Source organism: Collimonas arenae, from assembly GCF_001584165.1.
Taxonomy (GTDB): Bacteria; Pseudomonadota; Gammaproteobacteria; order Burkholderiales; family Burkholderiaceae_D; genus Collimonas; species Collimonas arenae.
In genome coordinates, this window is the sequence record NZ_CP013233.1 from 3,570,680 (window position 1) to 3,593,422 (window position 22,743).

At 58.4% G+C, this 22,743-nt stretch carries 21 protein-coding genes, 1 pseudogene and 1 riboswitch; of the genes and pseudogenes, 15 read left to right on the forward strand and 7 right to left on the reverse strand.

The window, feature by feature from the left end:
- The first annotated feature begins 67 nt into the window (after positions 1-67).
- A complete protein-coding gene (locus CAter10_RS16390; protein ID WP_061534248.1) occupies positions 68-409 on the forward strand; it encodes a cupin domain-containing protein in 342 nt (113 codons plus the stop codon).
- Here CAter10_RS16390 and apbC read toward each other — a convergent pair.
- Entirely contained in the window at positions 406-1,494 is a 1,089-nt protein-coding gene (apbC, locus tag CAter10_RS16395; RefSeq protein WP_061534249.1) for an iron-sulfur cluster carrier protein ApbC, read from the reverse strand. The genes CAter10_RS16390 and apbC overlap by 4 nt on opposite strands.
- A 249-nt stretch (positions 1,495-1,743) precedes the next feature.
- Between apbC and metG the strand changes: the two genes are divergently transcribed.
- Positions 1,744-3,846: a methionine--tRNA ligase gene (gene metG, locus CAter10_RS16400; protein WP_082797958.1), complete on the forward strand. Its 2,103-nt coding sequence runs from the start codon at positions 1,744-1,746 to the stop codon at positions 3,844-3,846.
- An 8-nt stretch (positions 3,847-3,854) separates the two neighbouring features.
- Entirely contained in the window at positions 3,855-4,334 is a 480-nt protein-coding gene (locus CAter10_RS16405) for a GNAT family N-acetyltransferase (RefSeq protein ID WP_061534250.1), read from the forward strand.
- Positions 4,335-4,364: 30 nt separating this feature from the next.
- Here the strand turns inward: CAter10_RS16405 and bamE are convergent, their stop codons facing one another.
- Complete coding sequence (gene bamE, locus CAter10_RS16410; protein ID WP_061535410.1) at positions 4,365-4,871, reverse strand: outer membrane protein assembly factor BamE domain-containing protein; 507 nt, start codon at positions 4,869-4,871, stop codon at positions 4,365-4,367.
- A gap of 144 nt (positions 4,872-5,015) precedes the next feature.
- On the opposite strand from bamE, the gene CAter10_RS16415 reads away from it, so the two are divergent.
- The 6 genes from CAter10_RS16415 to CAter10_RS16440 all read left to right on the forward strand — a co-directional run bounded on the left by CAter10_RS16415 (position 5,016) and on the right by CAter10_RS16440 (position 9,295).
- On the forward strand, positions 5,016-5,225 hold the full coding sequence (locus CAter10_RS16415; protein WP_061534251.1) for a DUF3460 family protein: 210 nt from the start codon (positions 5,016-5,018) through the stop codon (positions 5,223-5,225).
- A 26-nt stretch (positions 5,226-5,251) separates the two neighbouring features.
- On the forward strand, positions 5,252-6,115 hold the full coding sequence (locus CAter10_RS16420) for a segregation and condensation protein A (protein WP_061534252.1): 864 nt from the start codon (positions 5,252-5,254) through the stop codon (positions 6,113-6,115).
- Between the two features lie 90 nt (positions 6,116-6,205).
- A complete protein-coding gene (gene panC, locus CAter10_RS16425) occupies positions 6,206-7,045 on the forward strand; it encodes a pantoate--beta-alanine ligase (RefSeq protein ID WP_061534253.1) in 840 nt (279 codons plus the stop codon).
- Between the two features lie 7 nt (positions 7,046-7,052).
- Positions 7,053-7,964 (forward strand): cobalamin-binding protein, encoded by a 912-nt coding sequence (locus CAter10_RS16430; protein WP_128083108.1) that lies wholly within the window; start codon positions 7,053-7,055, stop codon positions 7,962-7,964.
- Between the two features lie 168 nt (positions 7,965-8,132).
- Positions 8,133-8,522, forward strand: coding sequence for a lysozyme inhibitor LprI family protein (locus CAter10_RS16435; protein WP_061534254.1), 390 nt, complete (start codon positions 8,133-8,135; stop codon positions 8,520-8,522).
- Positions 8,523-8,527: 5 nt separating this feature from the next.
- A complete protein-coding gene (locus CAter10_RS16440) occupies positions 8,528-9,295 on the forward strand; it encodes an N-acetylmuramoyl-L-alanine amidase family protein (protein ID WP_061534255.1) in 768 nt (255 codons plus the stop codon).
- Between the two features lie 226 nt (positions 9,296-9,521).
- Here the strand turns inward: CAter10_RS16440 and CAter10_RS16445 are convergent, their stop codons facing one another.
- The 5 genes from CAter10_RS16445 to CAter10_RS16465 all read right to left on the reverse strand — a co-directional run bounded on the left by CAter10_RS16445 (position 9,522) and on the right by CAter10_RS16465 (position 16,507).
- Positions 9,522-10,319 carry an ABC transporter ATP-binding protein gene (locus CAter10_RS16445; RefSeq protein WP_061534256.1) on the reverse strand — a complete coding sequence of 266 codons (798 nt, stop codon included), beginning with the start codon at positions 10,317-10,319 and terminating at the stop codon, positions 9,522-9,524.
- Positions 10,316-11,302: a FecCD family ABC transporter permease gene (locus tag CAter10_RS16450; protein WP_231879016.1), complete on the reverse strand. Its 987-nt coding sequence runs from the start codon at positions 11,300-11,302 to the stop codon at positions 10,316-10,318. Before CAter10_RS16450 ends, CAter10_RS16445 begins: the two co-directional genes overlap by 4 nt.
- Before the next feature lie 238 nt (positions 11,303-11,540).
- Positions 11,541-13,424, reverse strand: coding sequence for a TonB-dependent receptor plug domain-containing protein (locus CAter10_RS16455; RefSeq protein WP_061534257.1), 1,884 nt, complete (start codon positions 13,422-13,424; stop codon positions 11,541-11,543).
- A gap of 85 nt (positions 13,425-13,509) precedes the next feature.
- Positions 13,510-13,791, reverse strand: a riboswitch (cobalamin riboswitch).
- Positions 13,792-14,098: 307 nt separating this feature from the next.
- On the reverse strand, positions 14,099-15,274 hold the full coding sequence (locus CAter10_RS16460) for an HPP family protein (protein WP_061534258.1): 1,176 nt from the start codon (positions 15,272-15,274) through the stop codon (positions 14,099-14,101).
- Positions 15,275-15,343: 69 nt separating this feature from the next.
- Positions 15,344-16,507 carry an ABC transporter substrate-binding protein gene (locus CAter10_RS16465; RefSeq protein ID WP_061534259.1) on the reverse strand — a complete coding sequence of 388 codons (1,164 nt, stop codon included), beginning with the start codon at positions 16,505-16,507 and terminating at the stop codon, positions 15,344-15,346.
- 299 nt (positions 16,508-16,806) lie between these two features.
- On the opposite strand from CAter10_RS16465, the gene CAter10_RS16475 reads away from it, so the two are divergent.
- The 6 genes and pseudogenes from CAter10_RS16475 to otnI all read left to right on the forward strand — a co-directional run bounded on the left by CAter10_RS16475 (position 16,807) and on the right by otnI (position 22,714).
- Complete coding sequence (locus CAter10_RS16475) at positions 16,807-17,571, forward strand: FadR/GntR family transcriptional regulator (RefSeq protein WP_061534261.1); 765 nt, start codon at positions 16,807-16,809, stop codon at positions 17,569-17,571.
- Between the two features lie 28 nt (positions 17,572-17,599).
- Positions 17,600-18,492 (forward strand): annotated as a pseudogene (gene ltnD / locus CAter10_RS16480) (L-threonate dehydrogenase).
- Positions 18,493-18,495: 3 nt separating this feature from the next.
- Positions 18,496-19,800 (forward strand): 3-oxo-tetronate kinase, encoded by a 1,305-nt coding sequence (gene otnK, locus CAter10_RS16485; protein ID WP_061534263.1) that lies wholly within the window; start codon positions 18,496-18,498, stop codon positions 19,798-19,800.
- Positions 19,797-20,471: a 3-oxo-tetronate 4-phosphate decarboxylase gene (gene otnC / locus CAter10_RS16490; RefSeq protein WP_061534264.1), complete on the forward strand. Its 675-nt coding sequence runs from the start codon at positions 19,797-19,799 to the stop codon at positions 20,469-20,471. Before otnK ends, otnC begins: the two co-directional genes overlap by 4 nt.
- 88 nt (positions 20,472-20,559) lie before the next feature.
- Positions 20,560-21,870: an MFS transporter gene (locus CAter10_RS16495; RefSeq protein ID WP_061534265.1), complete on the forward strand. Its 1,311-nt coding sequence runs from the start codon at positions 20,560-20,562 to the stop codon at positions 21,868-21,870.
- A gap of 55 nt (positions 21,871-21,925) precedes the next feature.
- Positions 21,926-22,714 carry a 2-oxo-tetronate isomerase gene (otnI, locus tag CAter10_RS16500; protein WP_061534266.1) on the forward strand — a complete coding sequence of 263 codons (789 nt, stop codon included), beginning with the start codon at positions 21,926-21,928 and terminating at the stop codon, positions 22,712-22,714.
- Positions 22,715-22,743: the final 29 nt, after the last annotated feature.

The window sequence follows — 22,743 nt, forward strand, 5'->3', positions numbered from 1 at the left end:
AATTTACTGAGTGCAATAATCAATAATACGCGACACCACCGTCAACACCGCCACCCAAAGGACCGACATGCAAGCCAGCTACGGCAATTTATTGAACAACCTGCCGCTCGACAGTTCGGCGGAAGTGTTTGAACTGCTACACGAACGCGCCGGCTTGAAAATCGAACGCATCGTGTCCAATGGACAAGCCAGCCCACCCGGTTTCTGGTATGACAATCCCCAAGAAGAATGGGTGCTGCTGCTCAGCGGCAGCGCCGGCCTGACGCTGGAGGGCGCCAGAGAAGAACATGTCATGCAACCTGGCACTTGGCTGCACATCCCCGCGCATTGTCGCCACCGCATCGAATGGACCGATGCGAACCAGCCTACGATCTGGCTGGCGGTGCATCACGAAATCACCTCGCTTTAATCGTTCTTGATAACGATGCTCGGGAATTTGCTCGACATGTCGCGCGCCTTTTCAGCAACCTTGATCGCCACCTTGCGCGCGATCTCCCTGTAGATATGCGCCACCGCACCATCCGGTTCGGCGACCACGGTTGGCGTGCCGGAATCGGTCTGCTGGCGGATCGACATGGTCAACGGCAACGCGCCCAGGAAATCGACGCCGTATTCGCCGCACATGCGAGCGCCGCCGCCTTCACCGAAAATCGCTTCGGCATGACCGCAGTTCGAGCAGATATGCGTACTCATGTTCTCGACGATCCCGAGGATCGGAATACCGACCTTCTCGAACATCTTCAAGCCCTTGCGCGCATCAAGCAGTGCGATGTCCTGCGGCGTGGTGACGATCACGGCGCCGGTCACCGGAACTTTTTGCGACAGCGTCAACTGGATATCGCCGGTGCCAGGCGGCATGTCGACGATCAGGTAATCGAGATCGCGCCAGTTGGTCTGTTCCAGCAACTGTTGCAAGGCTTGCGTGACGATCGGGCCGCGCCACACCATCGGCTCGTCCGGATCGACCATGAAACCGATGCTCGACACCTGCAGTCCGTGGTTTTCCAGCGGCTCCATGGTTTTGCCATCCTTGGTTTCCGGACGGCCGCTGATGCCCATCATCATCGGCTGCGACGGGCCATAGATGTCGGCATCAAGGATCCCGACCTGTGCACCCTCTGCCGCCAGCGCCAGCGCCAGGTTGACGGCCGTGGTCGATTTACCGACCCCACCCTTGCCGGACGCCACCGCGATGATGTTCTTGACGTTCGCCATCAGCTTGACGCCACGCTGCACTGCGTGGGACTGGATTTTCGAATAGACATGCGGGCTGACCTGGCCGATACCAGGCAACGCGCGAACCGCTGCAACGGCGGCGTCGCCGATCAGCGCAAACTGGCTTTTGGCCGGATAGTCCAGCTCGATGTCGAACGTAACATTGGCGCCATCCAGCTGGATATTTTTAGCCGACTTGCCGGCAATCAGATCCTTGCCGGTATTCGGATCGATGACACCGGCCAATGCTGCCTTGACTGCTTCAATCGTGACGCTCATTACTTTTCCTCTACGTATTTCCAATAAGATGCGGCAAGTCTAAACCATATCGTTGCCATTCCGCTGGCGCGGCGTCGAGTAGGCACTTGTGCCCATGCATGAACTCCTCCACGTACGCGCTTGCACAGGTCGAAACTCCAGCTACAACGGTAACGCGTGGGCACAATGTGTCCACCCTGCGCCACAATTGTCGTCGTTGGCTGCTAAAATCAACCTTTTATTCCAATCCGCAGCACTTAACATTGCCAAATGAGCATCATTTTGACTTCAACTCCCCGCCAATTATTCGTCACTACCGCCCTGCCTTACGCCAATGCAGCGTTTCATATCGGCCACATCATGGAATATATCCAGGCCGACATCTGGGTGCGGTTCCAGCGAATGCAGGGCCATGAAGTCAATTTCGTCGGTGCTGACGATGCGCACGGCGCACCAATCATGATCGCCGCCGAAAAGGCTGGCATCACGCCGCAGGAATTCGTGGCGCAGATCGCGGCCGGCCGCAAGCAGTACCTGGACGGCTTCCACATCGCCTTCGACAACTGGCATTCGACCGACGGCCCGGAAAACCATGAACTGTCGCGCGACATCTACCGCAAGCTGAAAGCTGCGGGCTTTATCGCGACCAAGACCATCGAACAGTTCTACGATCCGGTCAAGAACATGTTCCTGCCGGACCGCTATATCAAGGGCGAATGCCCAAAATGCGGCGCCAAGAATCAATACGGCGATTCCTGCGAAGTGTGCAGCTCAGTGTACGCGCCGACCGATCTGAAGAATCCGTACTCGACCCTGACCGGCGCGACACCGGTGATGAAATCGTCGGAACACTTCTTCTTCAAATTGTCCGATCCACAGTGCGTGGAATTCCTGCGCGGCTGGGCGCTCGGCAATGTCGACGGCAAGCCACGGCTGCAATCGGAAGTTGCCAACAAGGCCAAGGAATGGCTGGAAAGCGACGGCGGCATGGGCGACTGGGACATCAGCCGCGATGCGCCCTACTTCGGCATCGAGATCCCGGATGAACCGGGCAAGTATTTCTACGTCTGGCTGGATGCACCGGTCGGCTACCTGGCTTCGCTGAAGAATTACTTCGGCAAGATCGGGCGCGACTACGACGCCTTCATGGCCGATCCGAAGACCGAGCAATATCATTTCATCGGCAAGGACATCACCTATTTCCATACGCTGTTCTGGCCAGCCATGCTGCATTTCTCCGGTCAAAAAGTACCGAACAATGTGTTCGTGCACGGCTTCCTGACGGTCTCCGGCGAAAAGATGTCGAAATCACGCGGCACTGGCATTTCGCCACTGCGCTACCTTGATCTCGGCATGAATCCGGAATGGATGCGCTACTACATCGCCGCCAAGCTGAGCGCCAAGGTGGAAGACCTGGACTTCAACCCGGATGACTTCGTCGCCCGCGTCAACTCCGACCTGATCGGCAAGTACATCAACATCGCCAGCCGCGCCGCCGGTTTTATCGCCAAGAAATTCGACGGCAAGGTCAGCACTGCCTGGGCCACCCACAGCGATCCTTTCCTGGCCGGCCTGCGCACCGTTGCCGGCGATATTCGTGCACTGTACGACGGCCGTGAATACGGCAAGGCATTGCGTGCCGTGATGGAACAGGCTGATGTGATCAACGCCTACGTCGACGCCAACAAGCCGTGGGAACTGGCCAAGGATCCGGCCAAGGAAGCGGCCCTGCACGAAGTTTGCAGCCGCCTGCTGGAAGCATTCCGCATCCTGACCGTGTACCTGAAACCGGTGTTGCCGGCGCTGGCCGCCCAGGTCGAAGCTTTCCTGCAAATCCAGCCGCTGGTGTGGGCCGATGTGACCAAGCCACTGGCCGATGGTCACCAGATCAATGCCTATACGCACTTGATGACGCGGGTCGAGTCGAAGATGCTGGATGCGTTGTTTGATGCGCCGGCGGCGCCGGCTGCCGCCGCTGCCACCGAAGAGTCGGCTAGCGACACAACTGCCAGCACCATCGAACCGCTGGCCGCAGAAATCAAGATCGATGATTTCGTCAAAGTCGATTTGCGTATCGCCAAGATCGTCAACTGCGAACACGTCGACGGTTCCGACAAATTGCTGCGACTGACGCTGGATGTCGGCGAAGGCCGCCTGCGTAATGTGTTCTCCGGCATCAAGTCGTCCTACCAGCCGGAAGAACTGATCGGCAAGCTGACCGTGATGGTGGCCAACCTGGCGCCGCGCAAGATGAAGTTCGGCATTTCGGAAGGCATGGTGCTGGCAGCGTCTGCGGCGGATAACAAGACCAACGCCGGCATCTACGTGCTCAATCCATGGCCAGGTGCTGAGCCGGGCATGCGCGTCAGCTAAGCAAGCCTATGAACCTGCAAGTCCGCGAAGTCAGCACCGACGATGCCGCACTGATCGCCGAGCTGACACGCGCTTGCTGGGCCGAACGGGTGACCGCCAGTTCCAGCGGCCACCACGAAAGTGCTGAGCGCGTGTTGCATGACCTGCAGCGCGGCGGCGGCTTCATCTTGCAGTTAGATACGCGCCCCGTCGGCTCGGTGCGCTGGCTGCCGTCCGATACCGAAACCGACGTCTGGGAAATCCTGCGCATGGGCGTGTTGCCTGCCTATCGCGGTCAAGGCCTGTCGCAGCATTTGATGGAAGCGCTGATCCATCGCGCCCAGGGTGCAGATATCAATGAACTGCGCTTGGCGGTACGCGCCGATCAGACGCGGGTCGTCGATCTGTATGCGGTGTTTGAATTCGAACTGGCGCCGGAACTGGAATACACTCGCGCCAATCCGCTGGACGAGCCGCCGATTGTGATGCGGCGCTGGCTGAAACGGTAACGTGGGCACGTTGTGCCCACCCTAGTCCGCTTAGTGTCCGTACACCTGCGACACTGAAGTGCCGGTCACCAGCCCGCTGGTGATATCCATGTGAACATTGAAGAAAGCCTGGCTGGCGTCGCTCTGGATATAGCGCCAATCCCAGACTTCCTCGTTCTTGCGGGTAAATTGCACTACCGTGCGCGGCTTGCCCAGCATTTGCCGGACCTCTTCCTTGCTCATGCCGACCTTGATCCTGGCGAAATTCTCTTCCGTCAGCACTTGTTTGTAATCGCTCAGCTTGCCGTCCTTGCCAATATAAAAAATCCAGGTGCGGGCGCCGGCCGGGCCTTTCGGATATTCAAGCGTACGCTCGCCATTTTCCTTTTCCCAGACCGTATCCGGCTGCCCCATGGCATTGCGGACATCAGCCTCGGACGATTCGCCGCGGTGCAGTTTTTCCAAGCCAGCCTCCTGTATGAAATTGCCGTTCTGGTCGCAAGCTGCAATCAGAAATGGCGCAATCACCATTAGCATGGTGCGTAGCCGTTGTTTCATCATTACCTCCTGATAGTGTTCGATGCTGACGCATTGTTGTGCGGGCACGACAGGATAATCCCTGCGGTTGCCGCGCACAAACAGTTCGGCAGCTAGGAAATAGCATAAAATAGCGCCTACTTCCACCGAATTATCAAAGCAACCATGACATTCTCCAAGCAAATTTCAGGCTACGAATCCGATATCACCAAATTCATCGAAGAACTCAAGAAAAAGAACCCGAAATTGGAAGAACAGCAACTGGCCGGCCGCGCTTTGCTGTGGGACAAGACCCCGATCGACCTGGATAGCCAACAGCGCACGCAAGAGTCGCGCGTCGATCAGCAACCCTATGTGTATCAAAACAACCACTAATTTCGCCAACATCAGGTAACGGTTAAATGAGCCAGAACGTGTCGGATGCCGCAGAACTGACGCTGGAAGGACAGCCCGATTCGACGCCGAACGTGATCGACGGCGTCGCCTTTGCGCGCCTGTACGGCGAGCCGCTGTTCCGCATGCCGACCGATCTGTACATTCCGCCGGATGCGCTGGAAGTTTTCCTGGAAGCATTCGAAGGTCCGCTCGATCTGCTGCTATACCTGATCCGCAAGCAGAATTTCAACATCCTCGATATCCCGATGGCGCAGGTCACCCTGCAATATCTGGAATACGTCGACCAGATCCGCATCACCAACCTGGAGCTGGCGGCGGAATACCTGCTGATGGCGGCGATGCTGATCGAGATCAAATCGCGCATGCTGCTGCCGGTGCGCAAGACCGATAGCGAAGAAGCTGAAGATCCGCGTGCCGAGCTGGTGCGGCGCCTGCTGGAATATGAGCAGATGAAGCTGGCGGCGCGCGAAATCGATGCCCTGCCGCAACTCGGTCGCGATTATGTCCGCACCCAGATCTACATCGAACAAAACACCGTCACCCGCTGGCCGGACGTTAATCTGGACGACCTGCAGGCAGCCTGGGCCGATGTGATCAAGCGCGCCAGACTGACCGCCCATCACACCATCAGCCGCGAAGAGCTGTCGGTGCGCGAGCACATGACCGGGATCCTGCGGCGCTTGCAATCGTCGCGCTTTGTCGAATTTGCCGATCTGTTCGATCCTGCGCGCGGCGTGCCGGTGCTGGTGGTGAACTTCATCGCACTGCTGGAGCTGGCCAAGGAAACCTTGATTGAAATCACCCAGGCCGAACCTTTTGCGCCCATCTACGTGCGCCTGGCTTACTCGCCGACCTATTCACCAACTTAGCGCCGACATAATTTCCTGTTTACCTCATTAGGGACGGAGTAATTCGCCATGCCACGGCGATTCTTTAACCTTGTCCCATAAAAATAAGCCATGAAAATCATCTCCTCCATCGAAGAACTCCGCGACCAGTTGCGCGGCCAGCTGCGTACCGCATTCGTACCAACCATGGGCAACCTGCACGATGGCCATCTGTCGCTGATGCGGCTGGCGAAGAAGCACGGCGATCCGATCGTCGCGTCGATCTTCGTCAATCGTCTGCAATTCGGCCCCAACGAAGATTTCGACAAATACCCGCGCACTTTCGCCGCCGACGTCGAGAAGCTGGAAAAGGAAGGCGTCTACGTCCTCTTCGCGCCGACTGAAAAAGACTTGTATCCGGAGCCGCAGGAATTCCGTGTGCGCCCGCCCGACGACCTCGGCAATACGCTGGAAGGTGAATTCCGTCCAGGCTTCTTTACCGGCGTCACAACTGTCGTATTGAAGCTGTTTTCCTGCGTCCAGCCGCGCGTTGCCGTGTTCGGCAAGAAGGATTATCAGCAGTTGATGATCGTCCGCAACATGTCCAAGCAATTCGCGCTACCGACCGAAATCATCGCCGCCGAAACGTTCCGTGCCGACGATGGCCTGGCGCTGTCGTCGCGCAATATGTATCTGTCCACCGAAGAGCGGGCAGAAGCGCCGATGCTGTTCAAGACCCTCAATCAGGTCGCTGACGAAGTGCGCGCCGGCCATCTCGACATCTTCGAACTGGAAAAGCAGGCAATGTCGCAACTCGCCGGACGCGGTTGGCTACCCGACTACATCTCGATCCGCAAGCGCAGCGACCTGCAACCGCCGGCCGCCGGCGATCTGGCGCAAGGCGAAAAACTGGTGGTGCTGGCCGCTGCCAAGTTGGGCGGTACGCGCCTGATCGACAACCTGGAAATTTAAGTAGTACATGCAAGCTCGCCGCCACAGCAGACAACACATCATTTGCCTGGCGGCGCTGCTGAGCCTGGCTATCGCCAGCGCGAATGCCGGCGTCGACAAGATCACAGTCCAAGACGATACGCAACACACCGTCACACTGCCACGCCCTGCACACCGCATCATCAGCCTGGCGCCGCACGTCACTGAACTGCTGTTTGCAGCCGGCGCCGGGCCTTATGTGATCGGGGTCAGCGCCTACAGCGACTATCCGCCTGTGGTAAAGCAACTGCCCAGCGTCGGCGATAGCAATGCACTGGACGCGGAACGCATCATTGCCTTGAAGCCTGATTTGGTGGTGGCCTGGAACAGCGGCAATTCCGCCAGCCAGCTGGCCACCTTGCGCGCCATCGGCATCCCGGTATTCGAAAGCGAACCGCACGACTTCGCCGCCATCGCCTCTTCGCTGGAACGACTGTCGATACTGGCCGGCACCGAAAATATCGGCAAACCGGCCGCCGCAGCCTTCCGCGCACGCCTGGCGATACTTGGCAAGACTTATCAGAAACACCCCAAGGTCCGGGTGTTTTACCAGATATGGCAAAAGCCGCTAATGACGCTCAACGACCATCATTTGGTGTCGAGTGTGATCCGTTTATGCGGCGGCGAGAATATATTCGGCAAGCTGTCGCAACTGGCGCCGACAGTCAGCACCGAAGCGGTGTTGCAAGCCAATCCGGAAGTGATCTTTGCCGCCGATAGCAAACAACCTGCCGATGGTGACAGCGGCGGATGGCGCCGCTTCCCGGCACTCACCGCGGTGATGCGCAACAATCTGTTTGCGTTGACGCCGGATCAAATGAGCCGCCCCGGGCCAAGGATCCTGGATGGCGCTACTGAACTATGCCAGAAACTGGATGTGGCGCGCGCCCGACGCAAGTGAGCATTCACGGCGCAGCCGCAAGAAATCGTCGCCGGCCTCCTGACCTAGGCTGCTCGCCGTCCAGCAATCACAACATCCACAAATTTCCCTATGGAAAAATGACAAAATACGTATAATTTTGCAATCATCAAGATTCAATTTTTTACTGACACCCATGGGGGAAATGAAATGAAAAAAGTGATTGCCGGTTTATCCGCAAGTCTGTTCATGTTGATGTCGAACCTGGCGCATGCCGATGGCGAATGCGACAAATACAAAACCTCCTACGACAAGACCTATTGCATGGCCAAGATATTCATGGAGGCCGACAAGGAATTGAACACCGTCTATAGCGAACTGCGCGGCGTCTTGAAGGAGGATTTAAAAAAACAACTGACTGAAACGCAGCGCGCCTGGCTGAAATATCGGGACAGTTCGTGCGAACAATCCGGCTCTATCGACGTGAGCTGCAATTACAAGGTCAATAAAGAACGCACCGACTATCTGCGTGACCGCTTGCGCGAATGCAAGGCAGGTACTTGCCGCAATGAGTTGATCGCGCAAAAGAACTGGGGCTAATTGCAATGAAGCGAACCTGGCACGCAGCAAACTGGTTTTTTTCGATCAATCTGTTTTTGTTGCTGGCAGGTTCGCTGCATGGCATTTCAGGCTTGGCAAAAGAGGATGTTACGACAGCCCCGATTGTCGTCATCGATGCCGGCCACACGAAAAGCCACCCTGGCGCCTTGGGTGCTGAAGGCGTATATGAGGTTGAGTACAATGACAATCTCGTCGCACAATTGGTGAAGCCGCTTGCCGAAGTGGGAGTGAAGGTGATCCTGACGAAGCAGCCTGGCGAGGAAATCAGCCTGGAAAGGCGCGCGGAGATTGCCAACATCGACCGGGCGAATTTGTTTTTATCGATACATCACGATTCCGCACAGCCGGTATATCTGAATCAAACTACGTTCAACAATCTTCCTGCCTACAAAACCAAGCAGCCCATTGCGGGATTCTCGATTTTCATTTCAACGAAAAATCCTCAGTTCAAAAAATCCGAGGAATTCGCCGAACTGCTGGGTGCAGAATTATTGAAACTTGGAAGGAAGCCGACCTTGCATCACGCGGAGAAAATAGCCGGGGAAAACAGGTTATTGCTCAATCCAACACTTGGCATCTACCAATTCGATGACCTGATCGTGCTGAAGAAGACAAGCGTTCCTGCGGTGCTGCTGGAAGTGGGCGTGATTGTCGACGAGGCAGACGAGAAATATGTTTCAGACAAAGATAATCAGCAACACATCGTCCATGCAATAGTCAATGCCATTCAGAGTTTCAATCGCACGGAATAGGCGTCGCAGGTGACAATGCCTTTTTGAATGAGATTGCGCAGGTAATCTCCACTGCATCTCCGTCATCCCCGCGAACGCGGGGATCCAAATTGCTGAGTGGGATGAAGAAAATGGATTCCCGCGTTCGCGGGAATGACGGGGTTGCCGAGACGGGGACGCCTAGTCGGGGTCGCCGAGAAGGGGTCGCAAAGACCGGTCCCCAATGACGGCGGAAGGGGATCTGCCGCTAGGAAATATCAGCAGTTGGCACAAACAAACGCCGCGCACCGTTTTCCATTACCTCGAACTGGCATCCGAATGCGGTCTGCAATATATCCGGCTGCAATACGCTATCGGCACTGCCCTGCCACGATTTTCCGTCGCCCAGCAACAGTACGTGGGTTGCGTAACGAGACACCAGATTGATGTCATGACAGGCTGCGATCACCGCTTTCTGCGGCGGTAGCGGATTTGCCACCTTATGCAGCAACTCCATCACGACGATTTGCGCCGCCGCATCCTGATGCGCAGTAGGTTCGTCCAGCATCAGCAAGAGCGGGTCCTGCGCCAGCAAGGTCGCCAACGCTACGCGCTGGCGCTCGCCGCCCGATAGACGCAGCACGTCATGATCGCTGAACGCGGCCATCTTGACCTGCTCCAGCGCTTGCATCGCGAGCTCGCGATCGTCTTCCCTGTCCCAGCCGAAACCAAACTGGTATGGATGCCGGCCAGCGATAACCGCCGTCAACACACTGCTGGAAAACGCATCGGCCTGTTGCTGCGCCAGCAGTCCGCGCAGGCGCGCCAACTGCTGCGCCGTCGTGGCCTGAATATCCTGGCCCTGGATCAGCACCCGGCCGCCAGCCGGCTTGTGCAGCCCGGCCAGTGTATGCAACAAGGTGGATTTGCCGATGCCGTTGCGGCCGAGAATGCACCAGAATTGGCCAGGCAGTATCTGCCAGGCCAGTCGCTCGCACAGGACTCTGCCGCCGACGCTGACACTTAACTGTTCGGCTTGCAATAGTGGCGTAATGAGTTCGCTCATGCCCTCCCCCGCGACAACAGCCACAGGAACACCGGCACGCCGACCAATGCGGTGATCACGCCGACCGGCAGCTGGGTCGGTGCGACGACGGTGCGTGCCGTCAGATCCGCCAGCGCCAGAACGGCGCCGCCGCTCATGACGCTGGCTGGCAGCAAGATTCGCTGGTCGTTGCCAACCAGCAGCCGTATCGCATGCGGAACCACCAGACCGACAAAACCGATGGTGCCCGCCACGGTGACTGCCGCCGCCGTTGCCAGCGAAGCCGCAGCCAATGTCAGCAGACGCAAACGCACCACCGGCACCCCAAGCAGTTGTGCAAAACCTTCACCGTGCGCCAGCAGGTTCAGCTGCCGCGCATTGAAAACACTCCATGCCAGAATCAGGAACAATAACAGCGCCGCCGGCACCAGGAAACGACCGTCCTCCAGGTCGCCCATCAACCAGAACAGCATGCCGCGCAATTGACCATCCGGCGCCAACGTCAGCGCCAGCGTGACGATCGCGCCGAAGCCTGCGGCAATCATCACGCCGGTCAAGATCAAGCGATGGCCGCTGTGCTGTGCGACGGTCGGCAAATGTCGCAAGGCCTGGCGCGCCAAACCGAACAACAGCAGCACCGCCAGGCCGGCGCCCAGAGCCGCGCCGAACGCGGCAACGCCGTCGCCCATGAAACCGAAATGCCCGGCGGCCAGCAAAGCCAGCAAGGCGCCGGCGGCAGAACCGCCGGACAAACCCAGTACATAGGGGTCGGCCAGCGGATTGCGCAATAGCACTTGCATCAATGCACCCGCCAAGGACAGCAAGCCGCCGACAATGAAAGCAGCGGCCGCCCGCGGCAATCGCAAGGAAAAATAGAGTTGATCGCCCGCCAATCCGCAACCGCTGCTGCCGCAAGACACCGACAACGCCAGCGCCAGCATCGCAAAAACAGCGAGGCTGCACAGAATGAGAACGGCGCGGCGCGAGGAAGTAGTGCTAGTCAATTTGGTCGAATCAAATCGTTGATGAAGTGGTGAACATACAGCAAGTCGGGTAGGCAGTTTTTTTGCCCACGCGTTCCAATGATAAGCGCTGTCGACGAATCGGAGTAGCGCCCCACATCCTTGCAGTAGCACTATAGGCCGTAGCGAGCGACCCAAGGTCTGGTCGAGAAGCACAACTGTACTTTAGTGCAGTGAGCATCGCAGACCAGAGATTGAGACGCGCAGTAGGCCTATAGCGTTACTGCTGCCAGCTTATGCCAACGAATACGCCGCGCGATGGCTGGTTGTAGCCATACGCGGTTTGGTAGTCGCGATTGAACAGATTCTCGATGCGACCGAACAACGACACTTGCCTGTTCAACTGGTAGCGCGCATTGGCGTTGGTCAGCCAATATGCCGGTAGTTGTGGATTGCCGGGGATATCGGAACGGCTGTCGGTGTACTGCACATCGGTGCCGATGCGCCAGGCGCCGAAGCTCTTGGCTGCTCCCAACGATCCCAGGGTCTTGGCGCGGCGCACCAGGGTCTGGTCAGTCGACTCGTCCTTCGGATCCTGCAAGGTCAGGCTGGCGCGCCAATCGATATCTGCCAGCGTGGCGCTGGCGCTCAGCTCCAGGCCCTGGTTCTTGGCACGCGCGATATTGATGGTCTGGAAGGTCACCGGATCGTAGCCGAACTGGTCACGGGTACGGGTATCAAACAGGGTCGCACGCAGCATGGTTGCACCGGCGGCGTATTGCACACCCAACTCGAAGGACTTGGAACGCTCTGCCTTGAGATTGGTATTGCCATACAACGGGTCATACAATTGTACCGGCGTTGGTGCGTTGAATGCGGTCGATGCGTTGGCGATCAGCTTGACACTGTCGGTCAGCGCATAGCCGTAGCCAAGATAGCCTGTATTGTCCGAACCGGAACCGCCGACATCGTCATGGCGCAGGTTCAACTGCAACTGATTCGCGCCGATTTTGCCGAGGACGCCAGCGTACACGCTGGAGGTCGAACGCGAATAACTGTTGCTGCTGTTGCCGTAGCTGCTGTTGGAGTTGACGTCGGCCTTTTCGCGACCGGCATCGACGCCGGCGGTTGCCGTCCACACCGGCGACAGGCGCAGTTCATTGGCCCATTGCAGCAGGTTCTGCGTACTCTTGTAGCCGTTGCTGCTGTTGCCGAAATTGGTCAGGTCTTCCAGGTTGTCGCGATTGACGTTTTGCGACAGCGTCAAGGTCGAGGTCCAGTCCTGGGTGAACTTGTTTTTCGAGAACACAGCGATCGACTGGCTCTTCGAATGACCGTTGTTCTGGTCGGTCGGCGTACCGTAGGCATCGTCGAAAGTGTACTTGGCATCGTTGGCGTAAATGCGCGCGCCGATTTCATTGCCCTTGCTCCACTCCTGCGATACCGATCCAGATACGCTGGTGTTGCCGTCGCCGTTGCGGTTCGGATTGACGTTCGGGCTTTGCAGCGGATTCTGCGCGGAAAAGCCGTCAGTCTTGAAGCGGGTCAGCGACAGCGCATAACTGGTGTCGCCGCTTTTGCCGCTGACGCCAACATTGCCTTGATACGTGCCGCGCGAGCCAGCCTCGACCGATGCATTGAAAGCCGGGGCGCCGTTGCCGCGCTTGGTGAAAATCTGCACCACACCACCGATGGCGCCGGAACCGTAGATTGCGGAAACGTTGCCGCGCACGATTTCGATGTGATCGATCTGGTCAGGCAGGATATTTTCCAGCGCCGGCAAACCGTAGGAAGCCTGGCGGCGGATCGGCACGCCATCGATCAAGATCAGGGCTTCCGACGAGTTGGCGCCACGCATGAACAGCGATGCCTGCTGGCCGGGGCCACCGACGCGGGTGATCTGGATACCGGCTTCACGTTCCAGCAAAGCCGGCAGGTCAGACGCTTGCGAATTGCGGATGTCTTCGGCGCTGATGACCGTGGTGTGCGGCAATGCGTCGGTTTGCGGCTGCTCGACGCGCGCGGCAGTCACAACGACCGGCACCAGGTTCTGGTCCGGCGCAGTCTGCGCCATGGCTGTGCCGAAACTGGAAGAGAGAATGGCTGAAGCAAGCGCAAGCGGCTTCAAGGTCGCGCCGCAGCGGCGTGATAAAGATAAGGTCATGATTGGATACGATAAGTGTCCCCGGCCTGCTTCCCCGCAAGCCCGGTTGCAACAGTAGCGGCGAATCGGCGCGCTGCGCTTCTTCCCCACTCCCCCTGATCTGGCCGGTATCCGGGCTAACAAGTCGGAGCGTATAACCTTCCCATGTCAGGCCAAGCTGAATGCAGCTGAACTGAGACACAGTGGTAGAAGATACGCCCTGTCGACCGGTAGAAAAGAACAATGGCTTTCAACCGGCGACGCTTGTTTTACCGTTGCGGGGGCAGCACACGTTGTGCCGGCAATCCTGTCGATCGCGCGGCGCCGTGTTTCCCGTTTAACTGCGGACATGGACATGTCCGCGTGCACCAAAACCCCGCCATTGTACGGCCCGCAACGGTTTGCGGCAATTGCGGCATGCTCTGAATGACTCAGACTGTGGTTAGAACTCATTTCATGAATATCCGTGATATGCGTTCTTGCCAGAAAAGGCTCTGGCAAGGCGTGCGACGCGTCCAATAGCGAGCTATTGGCAAGGAGCGCAACGCGGCCAGCGCCTTTTCTGGCAAGAACCCGAAGGGAACGGGCTATTTGGGCGTATTGCTGCGTTGCGCCGCTTGCCAAGGGAACCACCCTTGGCTGCACGACGCGCCTTGCACTACATCCCAAATAGCCGCGTTCGTACTCGCGGATATTCATGAAATGAGTTCTAAATTCGCGTTGCCGCGGTACAAAGCAGCCACCATATCGGACTGCGTCACCATGCCCACCAGGCGGTTTTCATCGTCAACAACCGGTATGTGATGGATGCCCAACGCCGACAAAGGCTGCACCAGTTGGACGATGTGCATGTCATGAGCCGCGCTCTTTACCGCTGAAGTCATGATCTGGCCGACAACTTCCGGCTTGTCCGAATGGGTATTGGTGGTGCGCCGGATGAACTGCTTCAGCTTCCGTTCAAAGCCCGGGTACACCTGCAAATCCGCTTGCCGCATGAAATCGGTCTGGGTCACGATGCCAATCAGGCGCTGCGCCGGGTTGATGACTGGCAAAGCCTTGATGCGATGCTTCAGCAGCAACGCCCAGGCATCTTCCAGCGAAGTTCCGTATTCGACGCTGACGACATCGCGCGACATGATATCGGCACAAGTGATCTCGCCGAAGCGGCGCCGGTACGCATGCATTTCCGTTTGCAGGATCAGGTCTTCGAGGTCATCGCGGCTGACATCGAGCACCTGATTGTACTGTTGCAGCACGTAGTCCAGATCTTCCTGGGTAAAGCCTACGCGCGCACCGCTTGGCTGGTCCTTGGTCTGATGCAGCTTGCCGGGATCGGCATGGGCGATATGCGGATAACGGCGCCGGGTGGCGTTATTAAACAATAGGGCTACCGCCAGCAGCAAGAATGAATTGAGCAGCACCGGCGTCAACACGAAATGAAAGCCCTGGCTAGTGACGGCCGGACCGCCCAGCACTGCGGTCAATGCCACCGCTCCGCTCGGCGGATGCAGACAGCGCAACGCAAACATCGCGCCGATTGCTGCGGAAACCGCAATGGCAGTCGCCAGCACCGGATCGTGAATCCAACGCGCGCAACTGACGCCGATCACTGCCGCCACCAGGTTGCCGCCGATGATCGACCAGGGCTGTGCCAGCGGACTGGCCGGCACGGCGAACAGCAGCACCGCAGAAGCGCCCATAGGCGCGATCAGCAAGGGCAACGCGGCGCCGGGTCCGAGCGCCCAATGACTAATCAGCCCGGTCAGCAATATCCCGAGCAAGGCGCCGCAACAGGCGCGCAGACGTTCGGTGGCGTTGACCACTACTGGTCCTGGAATAAAGCCGCGCAACCATAATTTAAATAAACTCATTATTTTTTCTTGTTGTTTTTACTTGTTGTTTTGTTTCGTGGCGACTAAAAAATCGGCACTCTAAAACGGCTAACCGCCATAAGCGTAGGCGAACTTGTTATTCACAATCCGCCCCATTACGCGCGAGCGCTGGTCCAATCCAACGTGATCCTTGGGATTCATGTTGACTACGCCTTGTGGAATCGTCAGGTCATGCGTATTTTCCAGAGCACTGCGCAGCGCCTCCCGGAACGCCTTGCTGCCGGGTTGTGCGGATTTCAGCGCCTGCGGCACCGCGTTGGCGATCAGCATGTAGGCGCCCCACGCATCGGCGGCGAACTGCGTCATCGTGTCGGCGCCGTAAGCGGCTTCGTAGCGCTTGGTGAAATCGAGCGCGGTCTTCCGTACTGGATTGGCAAGCGGCAGTTGCTTGGCCACCACTGCCGGCCCGGTCGGGAAGAACGTCCCTTCAACATCCTTGCCGCCGACACGCAGAAAATCGGCGGTGGCGATGCCGTGGGTCTGGTAGATGCGGCCCTTGTAGCCGCGCTCGACCAGCGTCTTTTGCGGCAGCACCGCCGGCGTCGCCGAACCCGCGATCAGCACCGCATCCGGCTGCGCCGCCATGATCTTGAGGATCTGCCCGGTCACACTGGTGTCGTTGCGGTTGTAGCGCTCACTGGCCACAATTTTGATTTTCCTGAGCTCGGCCAGATGTGAGAATTCACGCCACCAGCTATCGCCATAGGCATCGGCAAAGCCGATGAAACCGACTGTCCTGATGCCGTTGTCGGCCATGTGCTGGGTCAGAATGGTGGCCATGTGAGAATCGTTTTGCGGCAGCTTGAACACCCAGGCGCGCTTGGCGTCCTGCGGCTCAACAATGGAGGCCGACGCTGCCAGCGCCAACATCGGCGTGTGCGACTCAGCCACCACATCCACCAGCGCCAGTGCGGCCGGCGTGGTATTCGGGCCGACGATCAGATCGACCTTGTCTTCACTGATCAGCTTGCGCACATTGCGCACCGCGTTGGTCGGATCGGAAGCGTCGTCCAGGATGATGTATTCGACCTTCTGCCCAGCGATCTCTTTCGGCCACAGCAGGATGGCATTTTTTGTTGGCGCGCCGATTGCCGCCGCCGGTCCGGTGACGGCGATGTCCACGCCTATCCTGATTTGGGCCAAGGCAGCGCCGCTCCACAACGACAAGAAAATGGCGGATGACAATAGACTGCGGCGCATGAATTGATTCATTGGATGGCGATCCTGATAGCGGTGACGTGACTGGCGGGCATTTCCACAAGGACAGGATTCTACTGGAATGCAATGCGTCCTACCTAGTCCTCCAGGCCCTGCTTGCCATTGCGTTATCCCATATTAATGCGAAAAGCCGAGCCTTCCTTGACGTGCAACAAGAATGGAATCTTCTGCGTTACACATAGGAAACAATGGCTTTGCACAGCCAGGAGCCTTGAAACAGCGCTTGATTTTTCAAATAATTCATATGATGATATGGTCACATTACGATAAAATATGCCGCTGGAAGAGACGAAATGTTCAATAAACTGAATGCCAACAGAACCTCCCTGAGCGACACCGTCGCCCAGGAATTGCTGAAAAAAATCGAAACCGGCGAGTTCGGTCCGGGTGCGAAACTGCCCACCGAACCGGTGCTCTCGGAACAATTCGGCGTCAGTCGCACCGTAGTGCGCGAAGCGATTTCCCGCTTGAAAAATGAAGGCGCGGTCGAACCGCGCCAGGGCAGCGGCGTCTACGTCAGCGAACAAGGCCATTTGCGGCCGTTGCGCATCCAGTTCGATCAGGCCTCGTCGGCCGATGCGGTGCTGCAGATCGTCGAACTGCGCCGCGCCATTGATGCTGAGGTAGCCGCACTGGCTGCCACCCGCCGCACTCCGCGCCAGCTGAAAGCCATCGAAACTGCACTGAAAGGCATCGAAGCCGATGTCAGCGCCGGCGGTGATGGCGTGATGGCCGATGTCATGTTCCATCGCAGCATCGCCGAAGCAACCGGCAATCCGTTCCTGCTGCAAACGCTGGCCTTCCTCAGCCAATACCTGGAAGCTGCCACCGCTGTCACCCGCTGCAACGAAGCCCGACGCGACGACTTCATGCGCCAGGTCTATGAAGAACATGCTGCGATTGCCGCGGCGATTGCCGCCGGCGATGCACTGGCAGCCCGCAATGCGGCGCAAAACCACATGTTCAACGCCGCGCGCCGCCTCGCGCAAGGCGCAGCCGACGCCAAGGCCAAAGCGCCGCAAAAGAGTAAAGCCAAGAGCGCTACTAAAACTCGCTAATCAGATAACCCGTCAATCAGGATCAACAATGACTATCAACGTAGGTGTAATCGGCCTCGGGCCATGGGCCTGGGCGTTGCCCGTTCTTTACTGCGCGCCAACCTGCGCACCCATGCATGCGATGTGCGGCCGGAAGTATTGCAGCAATTCGCCAGCGAAGGCGGAATCGTCTGCCAGACCCCGGCTGAACTCGGCGCCTTGTGCGATGTCGTGATCACGGTAGTGGTCAACGCTGCGCAAACCGAGCAGGTGCTGTTCGGCGTACAAGGCGCAGCTGCGGCAATGCGCCCCGGCAGCCTGGTGATTGCCAGCGCAACCGTGGCGCCGGAATACGCCGTCAAGCTGGGCGAACGCCTGGCCGCACTGGATTTGCTGTTCCTCGATGCTCCACTGTCGGGCGGCGCCGCGCGCGCCGCTTCCGGCGAAATGACCATGATGACCTCCGGCCCTGCCGCTGCTTATGCCAAAGGCAAGACCGTGTTGGCAGCGATCGCCGGCAAGGTTTATCAGCTCGGCGACGCCCACGGTATCGGCTCGAAAGTCAAAATCATCAACCAGTTGCTGGCTGGCGTACATATCGCTGCGGCAGCCGAAGCGATGGCGCTAGGCATGCGCGAAGGCGTCGATCCCGATGCGCTGTACGAAGTCATCACCAACAGTGCCGGCAATTCGTGGATGTTTGAAAACCGCGTGCCGCATATCCTGAAGGCCGATTACACGCCGCTGTCGGCGGTCGACATTTTCGTCAAGGACCTGGGGCTGGTGCTCGATACCGGCCGCACCAGTAAATTCCCGTTACCGCTATCGGCTGCTGCGCACCAGATGTTCATGATGGCATCCACTGCCGGCCATGGCGGCGAGGACGATTCCGCCGTGATCAAGATTTTCCCCGGCATCACGTTGCCGACTGCGCAGGAGTAACCGATGTCAGTACCGCAAACCCAGGCGACAAAACCTCTGCTCGGCTGCATCGCCGATGACTTTACCGGCGCTACCGACCTCGCCAACATGCTAGTGCGCGAAGGCATGCGCACCGTGCAAACCATCGGCGTGCCGGATAGTGCGCCAAAAGATGTCGACGCCATCGTGGTCGCGCTCAAATCGCGCACCGTGCCTGCGGCAGAAGCCGTGGCCGATTCGCTGGCAGCGCTCGACTGGCTGCAACGGCAAGGCTGCCGCCAGTTCTTCTTCAAGTATTGCTCGACCTTCGACTCCACCGCACAAGGCAACATCGGTCTGGTTGCCGATGCGCTGCTACAAGCGCTGGGCAGCGACTTCACCATCGCTTGCCCGGTGTTCCCGGAAACCGGACGCACACTGTATCGCGGCCATCTGTTCATCCAGGACCAGTTGCTGAATGAATCCGGCATGCAGAATCATCCGCTGACGCCGATGACCGATCCCAACCTGGTGCGCGTGCTGCAACAGCAAACGCCGTCCAAGGTCGGCTTGATCGGCTATCCGATTGTTTCCAAGGGCGCCGAACAGATCGCTACCGAGATCGCCACATTGCGCCAACAAGGCGTGCGGATGGCGATTGTCGATGCGCTGGAAAACCAGGACTTGTACGCCATCGGCGCTGCCTGTGCGGATTTGCCACTGGTCACCGGCGGTTCCGGCATCGCGCTCGGCCTGCCCGGCAATTTCATCCGCGCCGGCTTGCTCAAGCCGCAGCAAGGCGCACAGGCTAGCGCACTTCCAGCTGTAGACGGTTTGTCGGTAGTGCTGGCCGGTAGCGCCTCGAAGGCGACCAATGCTCAGGTGAGTGCGTGGATTGAAAAGCACCCCGCATTCCGCATCGATCCACTGGCGCTGGCGCGCGGCGAGCCTGTTGTAGCGCAAGCCCTGGCGTTCGCTCAGCAACATCTGCAACAGCGGCCGGCACTGATCTATGCCACCACCACGCCTGAACAGGTCAAGCAAGTGCAGGCCGAACTCGGCGTCGAACGTGCCGGTCAGTTGATCGAACAAGCGCTGGCCGATATCGCCGCTGCATTATTGAACAACGGCGTGCGGCGCTTCGTGATTGCCGGTGGCGAAACCTCCGGCGCAGTGGTCAAGGCACTCGGAGTGCATGCGTTGCGCATCGGCGCGCAGATCGATCCCGGCGTGCCGGCGACAGCATCGATTGGCGCCTCGCCAATCGCGCTGGCGCTCAAATCGGGAAATTTCGGCAGTGTCGATTTCTTTGAAAAAGCGCTGCGTCATCTTGGTGAGACACGCATATGAACACACCGGCCAACCATCCCAGCGGCAGCGGCTCCCTCAAGGAACAGGCGCTGCGCGAAGAAATCTGCGAGATCGGCGCCAGCCTGTACCGGCGCAATTACACGGTCGGATCGGCCGGCAACATCAGCGCCCGCCTGGATGACGGCTGGCTGATCACGCCGACCGACGCCTGCCTTGGCCGATTGGCTCCGGCGCAGATCGCCAAGGTTGACCTGAACGGTCAGTGGGTCAGCGGCGACAAGCCATCGAAGACATTGACCTTGCACCGTGCGGTGTACGACAACAATCTGCAGATGCAGGCGGTAGTGCATACCCATTCGACCAATCTGGTAGCGCTAACCTTGGCCGGCGTCTGGCATGAAAACGAAGTGCTGCCGCCGATCACGCCGTATCAGGTGATGAAGGTCGGACGCATTCCAATGATTCCATATTGCCGCCCCGGCGATCCGCAGGTGGCGGAGCAGGTCAAAGTATTGGCATCCACCGTGCGCGGCGTGCTGCTGGAACGCCTCGGGCCAGTGGTCTGGCATGAAAGCGTTTCGCAGGCAGCGTTCGCGCTGGAGGAACTGGAAGAAACGGCGCGTCTCTGGATGATGTTGCGAAACAAGCCGGAGTCGCTGAACGCGGCGGCTCTGGAGGAATTGCACCGGGTGTTTGGTGCACGTTGGTAGGTCTTACATGTAGTTAGGTGTCACACATTGGTAAGTTTCAAATAATAGAAACATCCAGTTCTTTTAAATTCATATAAGTGGAGACGAGATGTCAGCAACGATCACGCAGGCTAGCGCCGGCATGGCGGCCGAACAAGCCGAAAATCTGTACAAGAAAGTGTTCTGGCGCTTTGTGCCATTCATCATGCTGTGTTACGTGGTGGCCTATCTGGACCGTGTCAACGTCGGCTTTGCCAAGCTGCAGATGTCGCAAGACCTGGGCTTCAGCGAAACCGTTTTCGGCCTTGGTGCCGGCATATTTTTCCTCGGGTACTTCCTGTTCGAGTTACCCAGCAACCTGCTCATGAACAAGGTCGGCGCCAAACTGTGGATCGCTCGCATCATGATCACCTGGGGCATCCTGTCCGCGTGTTTCGCCTGGGTCCAGACGCCGACCCAGTTCTATGTGCTGCGTTTCCTGCTGGGCCTCGCCGAAGCCGGCTTCTATCCCGGCATCATCCTCTACCTGACCTACTGGTTTCCTTCGCATCGGCGCGCCAAAGTGGTCGCGACTTTCATGGCGGCGATCCCGATTGCCGGTATTTTCGGCAACCCCCTGTCGGGCTGGATCATGCAAGCCTTCCACGGCTCCAGCGGCTGGCACGGCTGGCAATGGATGTTCATGATCGAAGCGATTCCGGCTATCCTGGTCGGCATTGCGGTGGTTTTCGTGATGGATAACAGTATTCGCAAAGCCAAATGGCTGACTGAATCGGAGAAGGATTTCCTGGAAGCGGAAATCCGTGCTGATCAAAAGGATAAGCACAGCCCAAAATCGACCGCGGCCGTATTCAAGGACATCCGTATCTGGCATATGTGCCTGATCTATTTCTGCATCGTCATGGGCCAGTACGGCTTGACGTTCTGGCTGCCGACCCTGGTCAAGGCATCCGGCGTGGTCGGCGATTTCAGGATCGGTCTGATCAGCGCGATTCCGTTCCTGTGCGCAGTGTTCGCAATGATCCTGATCGGCCGCCGCTCGGACCGCTTGCGTGAGCGGCGCTGGCACCTGATCGTACCGGCATTGCTGGGCGCTATCGGCTTCGTGGTATCTGCCATCGCCGCCGACAACACCGTAATCGCCATCATCTTCCTGTCGCTGGCCGCGATGGGTGTGCTGACTTGCTCGCCATTGTTCTGGTCGCTGCCGACCGCGTTCCTCTCGGGCACCGGCGCCGCCGCCGGTATCGCGGTCATCAATTCGGTCGGCAACCTGGCAGGTTTCGTCAGCCCGTTCCTGGTCGGCTGGCTGAAGGATACGACGCATAACAACGAGACCGGCATGTTCATGCTGGCCGGGATGCTGGTGGTCGGCGCGATTGCCATCCTCAAGACGCCGGCCAAGATGGTCAACCGCTAACATGCGATGTAGGGGTGGGCACGCCCACCCTACGAATTATTTTCAGGAGTTTGCAATGCCACGTTTTGCCGCCAATCTCACCATGTTGTACAACGAACACGCCTTTCTTGACCGCTTCTCGGCTGCGGCCAAGGATGGTTTCAAAGGCGTGGAGTTTCTTTTCCCGTATGAATATGCCGCTGCCGATCTGCAAGCGCGATTGCAAGATAATGGCTTGACCCAGGCACTGTTCAACGCCCCGCCGGGCGATTGGGCCGCCGGTGAGCGTGGCATCGCCTCGCTGCCGGGACGCGAAGAAGAATTCAAGCGCAGCGTTGCGACCGGACTGGAATATGCGCAAGTGCTGGGCAACAAGAAATTGCATGTGATGGCCGGCCTGATCCAGCCGCAGCAGGATCGCGCCCAGCATCGCACCGTGTATCTGGAAAACCTGGCTTACGCCGCTGCCCAGGCCGCCGCACACGGCATCACGATTGTCATCGAACCTATCAATACGCGCGACATTCCCGGTTTCTTCCTGAACCGCCAGGATGACGCGCAAGCGATCTGCGCCGAAGTCGGCGCACATAACCTGCAAGTGCAGTTCGACCTGTATCACTGCCAGATCGTCGAAGGCGACCTGGCAGTCAAACTCAAGCGCGACATGGTGCGCCCGCAGGCCGGTATCGGCCATATCCAGATCGCTGGCGTACCGGAACGGCATGAGCCCGATGTCGGCGAAATCAATTACCCCTACCTGTTCGAGCTGATCGATGCGCTCGGCTACCAGGGCTGGGTCGGTTGCGAATATCGCCCGCGCGCTGCTACATCCGCAGGGCTGGGCTGGCTCAAGCCGTGGCTGTAACCGGAACTCATTTTAATCAAGGATTCATC

What these genes read in the sequence shown, in the direction of transcription:
- CAter10_RS16495 (WP_061534265.1), top strand. Translation starts at nt 20,560, where the DNA reads ATGTCAGCAACGATCACGCAGGCTAGCGCCGGCATGGCGGCCGAACAA.
- CAter10_RS16465 (WP_061534259.1), bottom strand. Translation starts at nt 16,507, where the DNA reads ATGAATCAATTCATGCGCCGCAGTCTATTGTCATCCGCCATTTTCTTG.
- CAter10_RS16455 (WP_061534257.1), bottom strand. Translation starts at nt 13,424, where the DNA reads ATGACCTTATCTTTATCACGCCGCTGCGGCGCGACCTTGAAGCCGCTT.
- CAter10_RS16460 (WP_061534258.1), bottom strand. Translation starts at nt 15,274, where the DNA reads ATGAGTTTATTTAAATTATGGTTGCGCGGCTTTATTCCAGGACCAGTA.
- CAter10_RS16475 (WP_061534261.1), top strand. Translation starts at nt 16,807, where the DNA reads ATGTTCAATAAACTGAATGCCAACAGAACCTCCCTGAGCGACACCGTC.
- otnK (WP_061534263.1), top strand. Translation starts at nt 18,496, where the DNA reads ATGTCAGTACCGCAAACCCAGGCGACAAAACCTCTGCTCGGCTGCATC.
- CAter10_RS16415 (WP_061534251.1), top strand. Translation starts at nt 5,016, where the DNA reads ATGACATTCTCCAAGCAAATTTCAGGCTACGAATCCGATATCACCAAA.
- CAter10_RS16430 (WP_128083108.1), top strand. Translation starts at nt 7,053, where the DNA reads ATGCAAGCTCGCCGCCACAGCAGACAACACATCATTTGCCTGGCGGCG.
- otnI (WP_061534266.1), top strand. Translation starts at nt 21,926, where the DNA reads ATGCCACGTTTTGCCGCCAATCTCACCATGTTGTACAACGAACACGCC.
- otnC (WP_061534264.1), top strand. Translation starts at nt 19,797, where the DNA reads ATGAACACACCGGCCAACCATCCCAGCGGCAGCGGCTCCCTCAAGGAA.
- CAter10_RS16440 (WP_061534255.1), top strand. Translation starts at nt 8,528, where the DNA reads ATGAAGCGAACCTGGCACGCAGCAAACTGGTTTTTTTCGATCAATCTG.
- panC (WP_061534253.1), top strand. Translation starts at nt 6,206, where the DNA reads ATGAAAATCATCTCCTCCATCGAAGAACTCCGCGACCAGTTGCGCGGC.
- bamE (WP_061535410.1), bottom strand. Translation starts at nt 4,871, where the DNA reads ATGAAACAACGGCTACGCACCATGCTAATGGTGATTGCGCCATTTCTG.
- metG (WP_082797958.1), top strand. Translation starts at nt 1,744, where the DNA reads ATGAGCATCATTTTGACTTCAACTCCCCGCCAATTATTCGTCACTACC.
- CAter10_RS16405 (WP_061534250.1), top strand. Translation starts at nt 3,855, where the DNA reads ATGAACCTGCAAGTCCGCGAAGTCAGCACCGACGATGCCGCACTGATC.
- CAter10_RS16445 (WP_061534256.1), bottom strand. Translation starts at nt 10,319, where the DNA reads ATGAGCGAACTCATTACGCCACTATTGCAAGCCGAACAGTTAAGTGTC.
- CAter10_RS16420 (WP_061534252.1), top strand. Translation starts at nt 5,252, where the DNA reads ATGAGCCAGAACGTGTCGGATGCCGCAGAACTGACGCTGGAAGGACAG.
- CAter10_RS16390 (WP_061534248.1), top strand. Translation starts at nt 68, where the DNA reads ATGCAAGCCAGCTACGGCAATTTATTGAACAACCTGCCGCTCGACAGT.
- apbC (WP_061534249.1), bottom strand. Translation starts at nt 1,494, where the DNA reads ATGAGCGTCACGATTGAAGCAGTCAAGGCAGCATTGGCCGGTGTCATC.
- CAter10_RS16435 (WP_061534254.1), top strand. Translation starts at nt 8,133, where the DNA reads ATGAAAAAAGTGATTGCCGGTTTATCCGCAAGTCTGTTCATGTTGATG.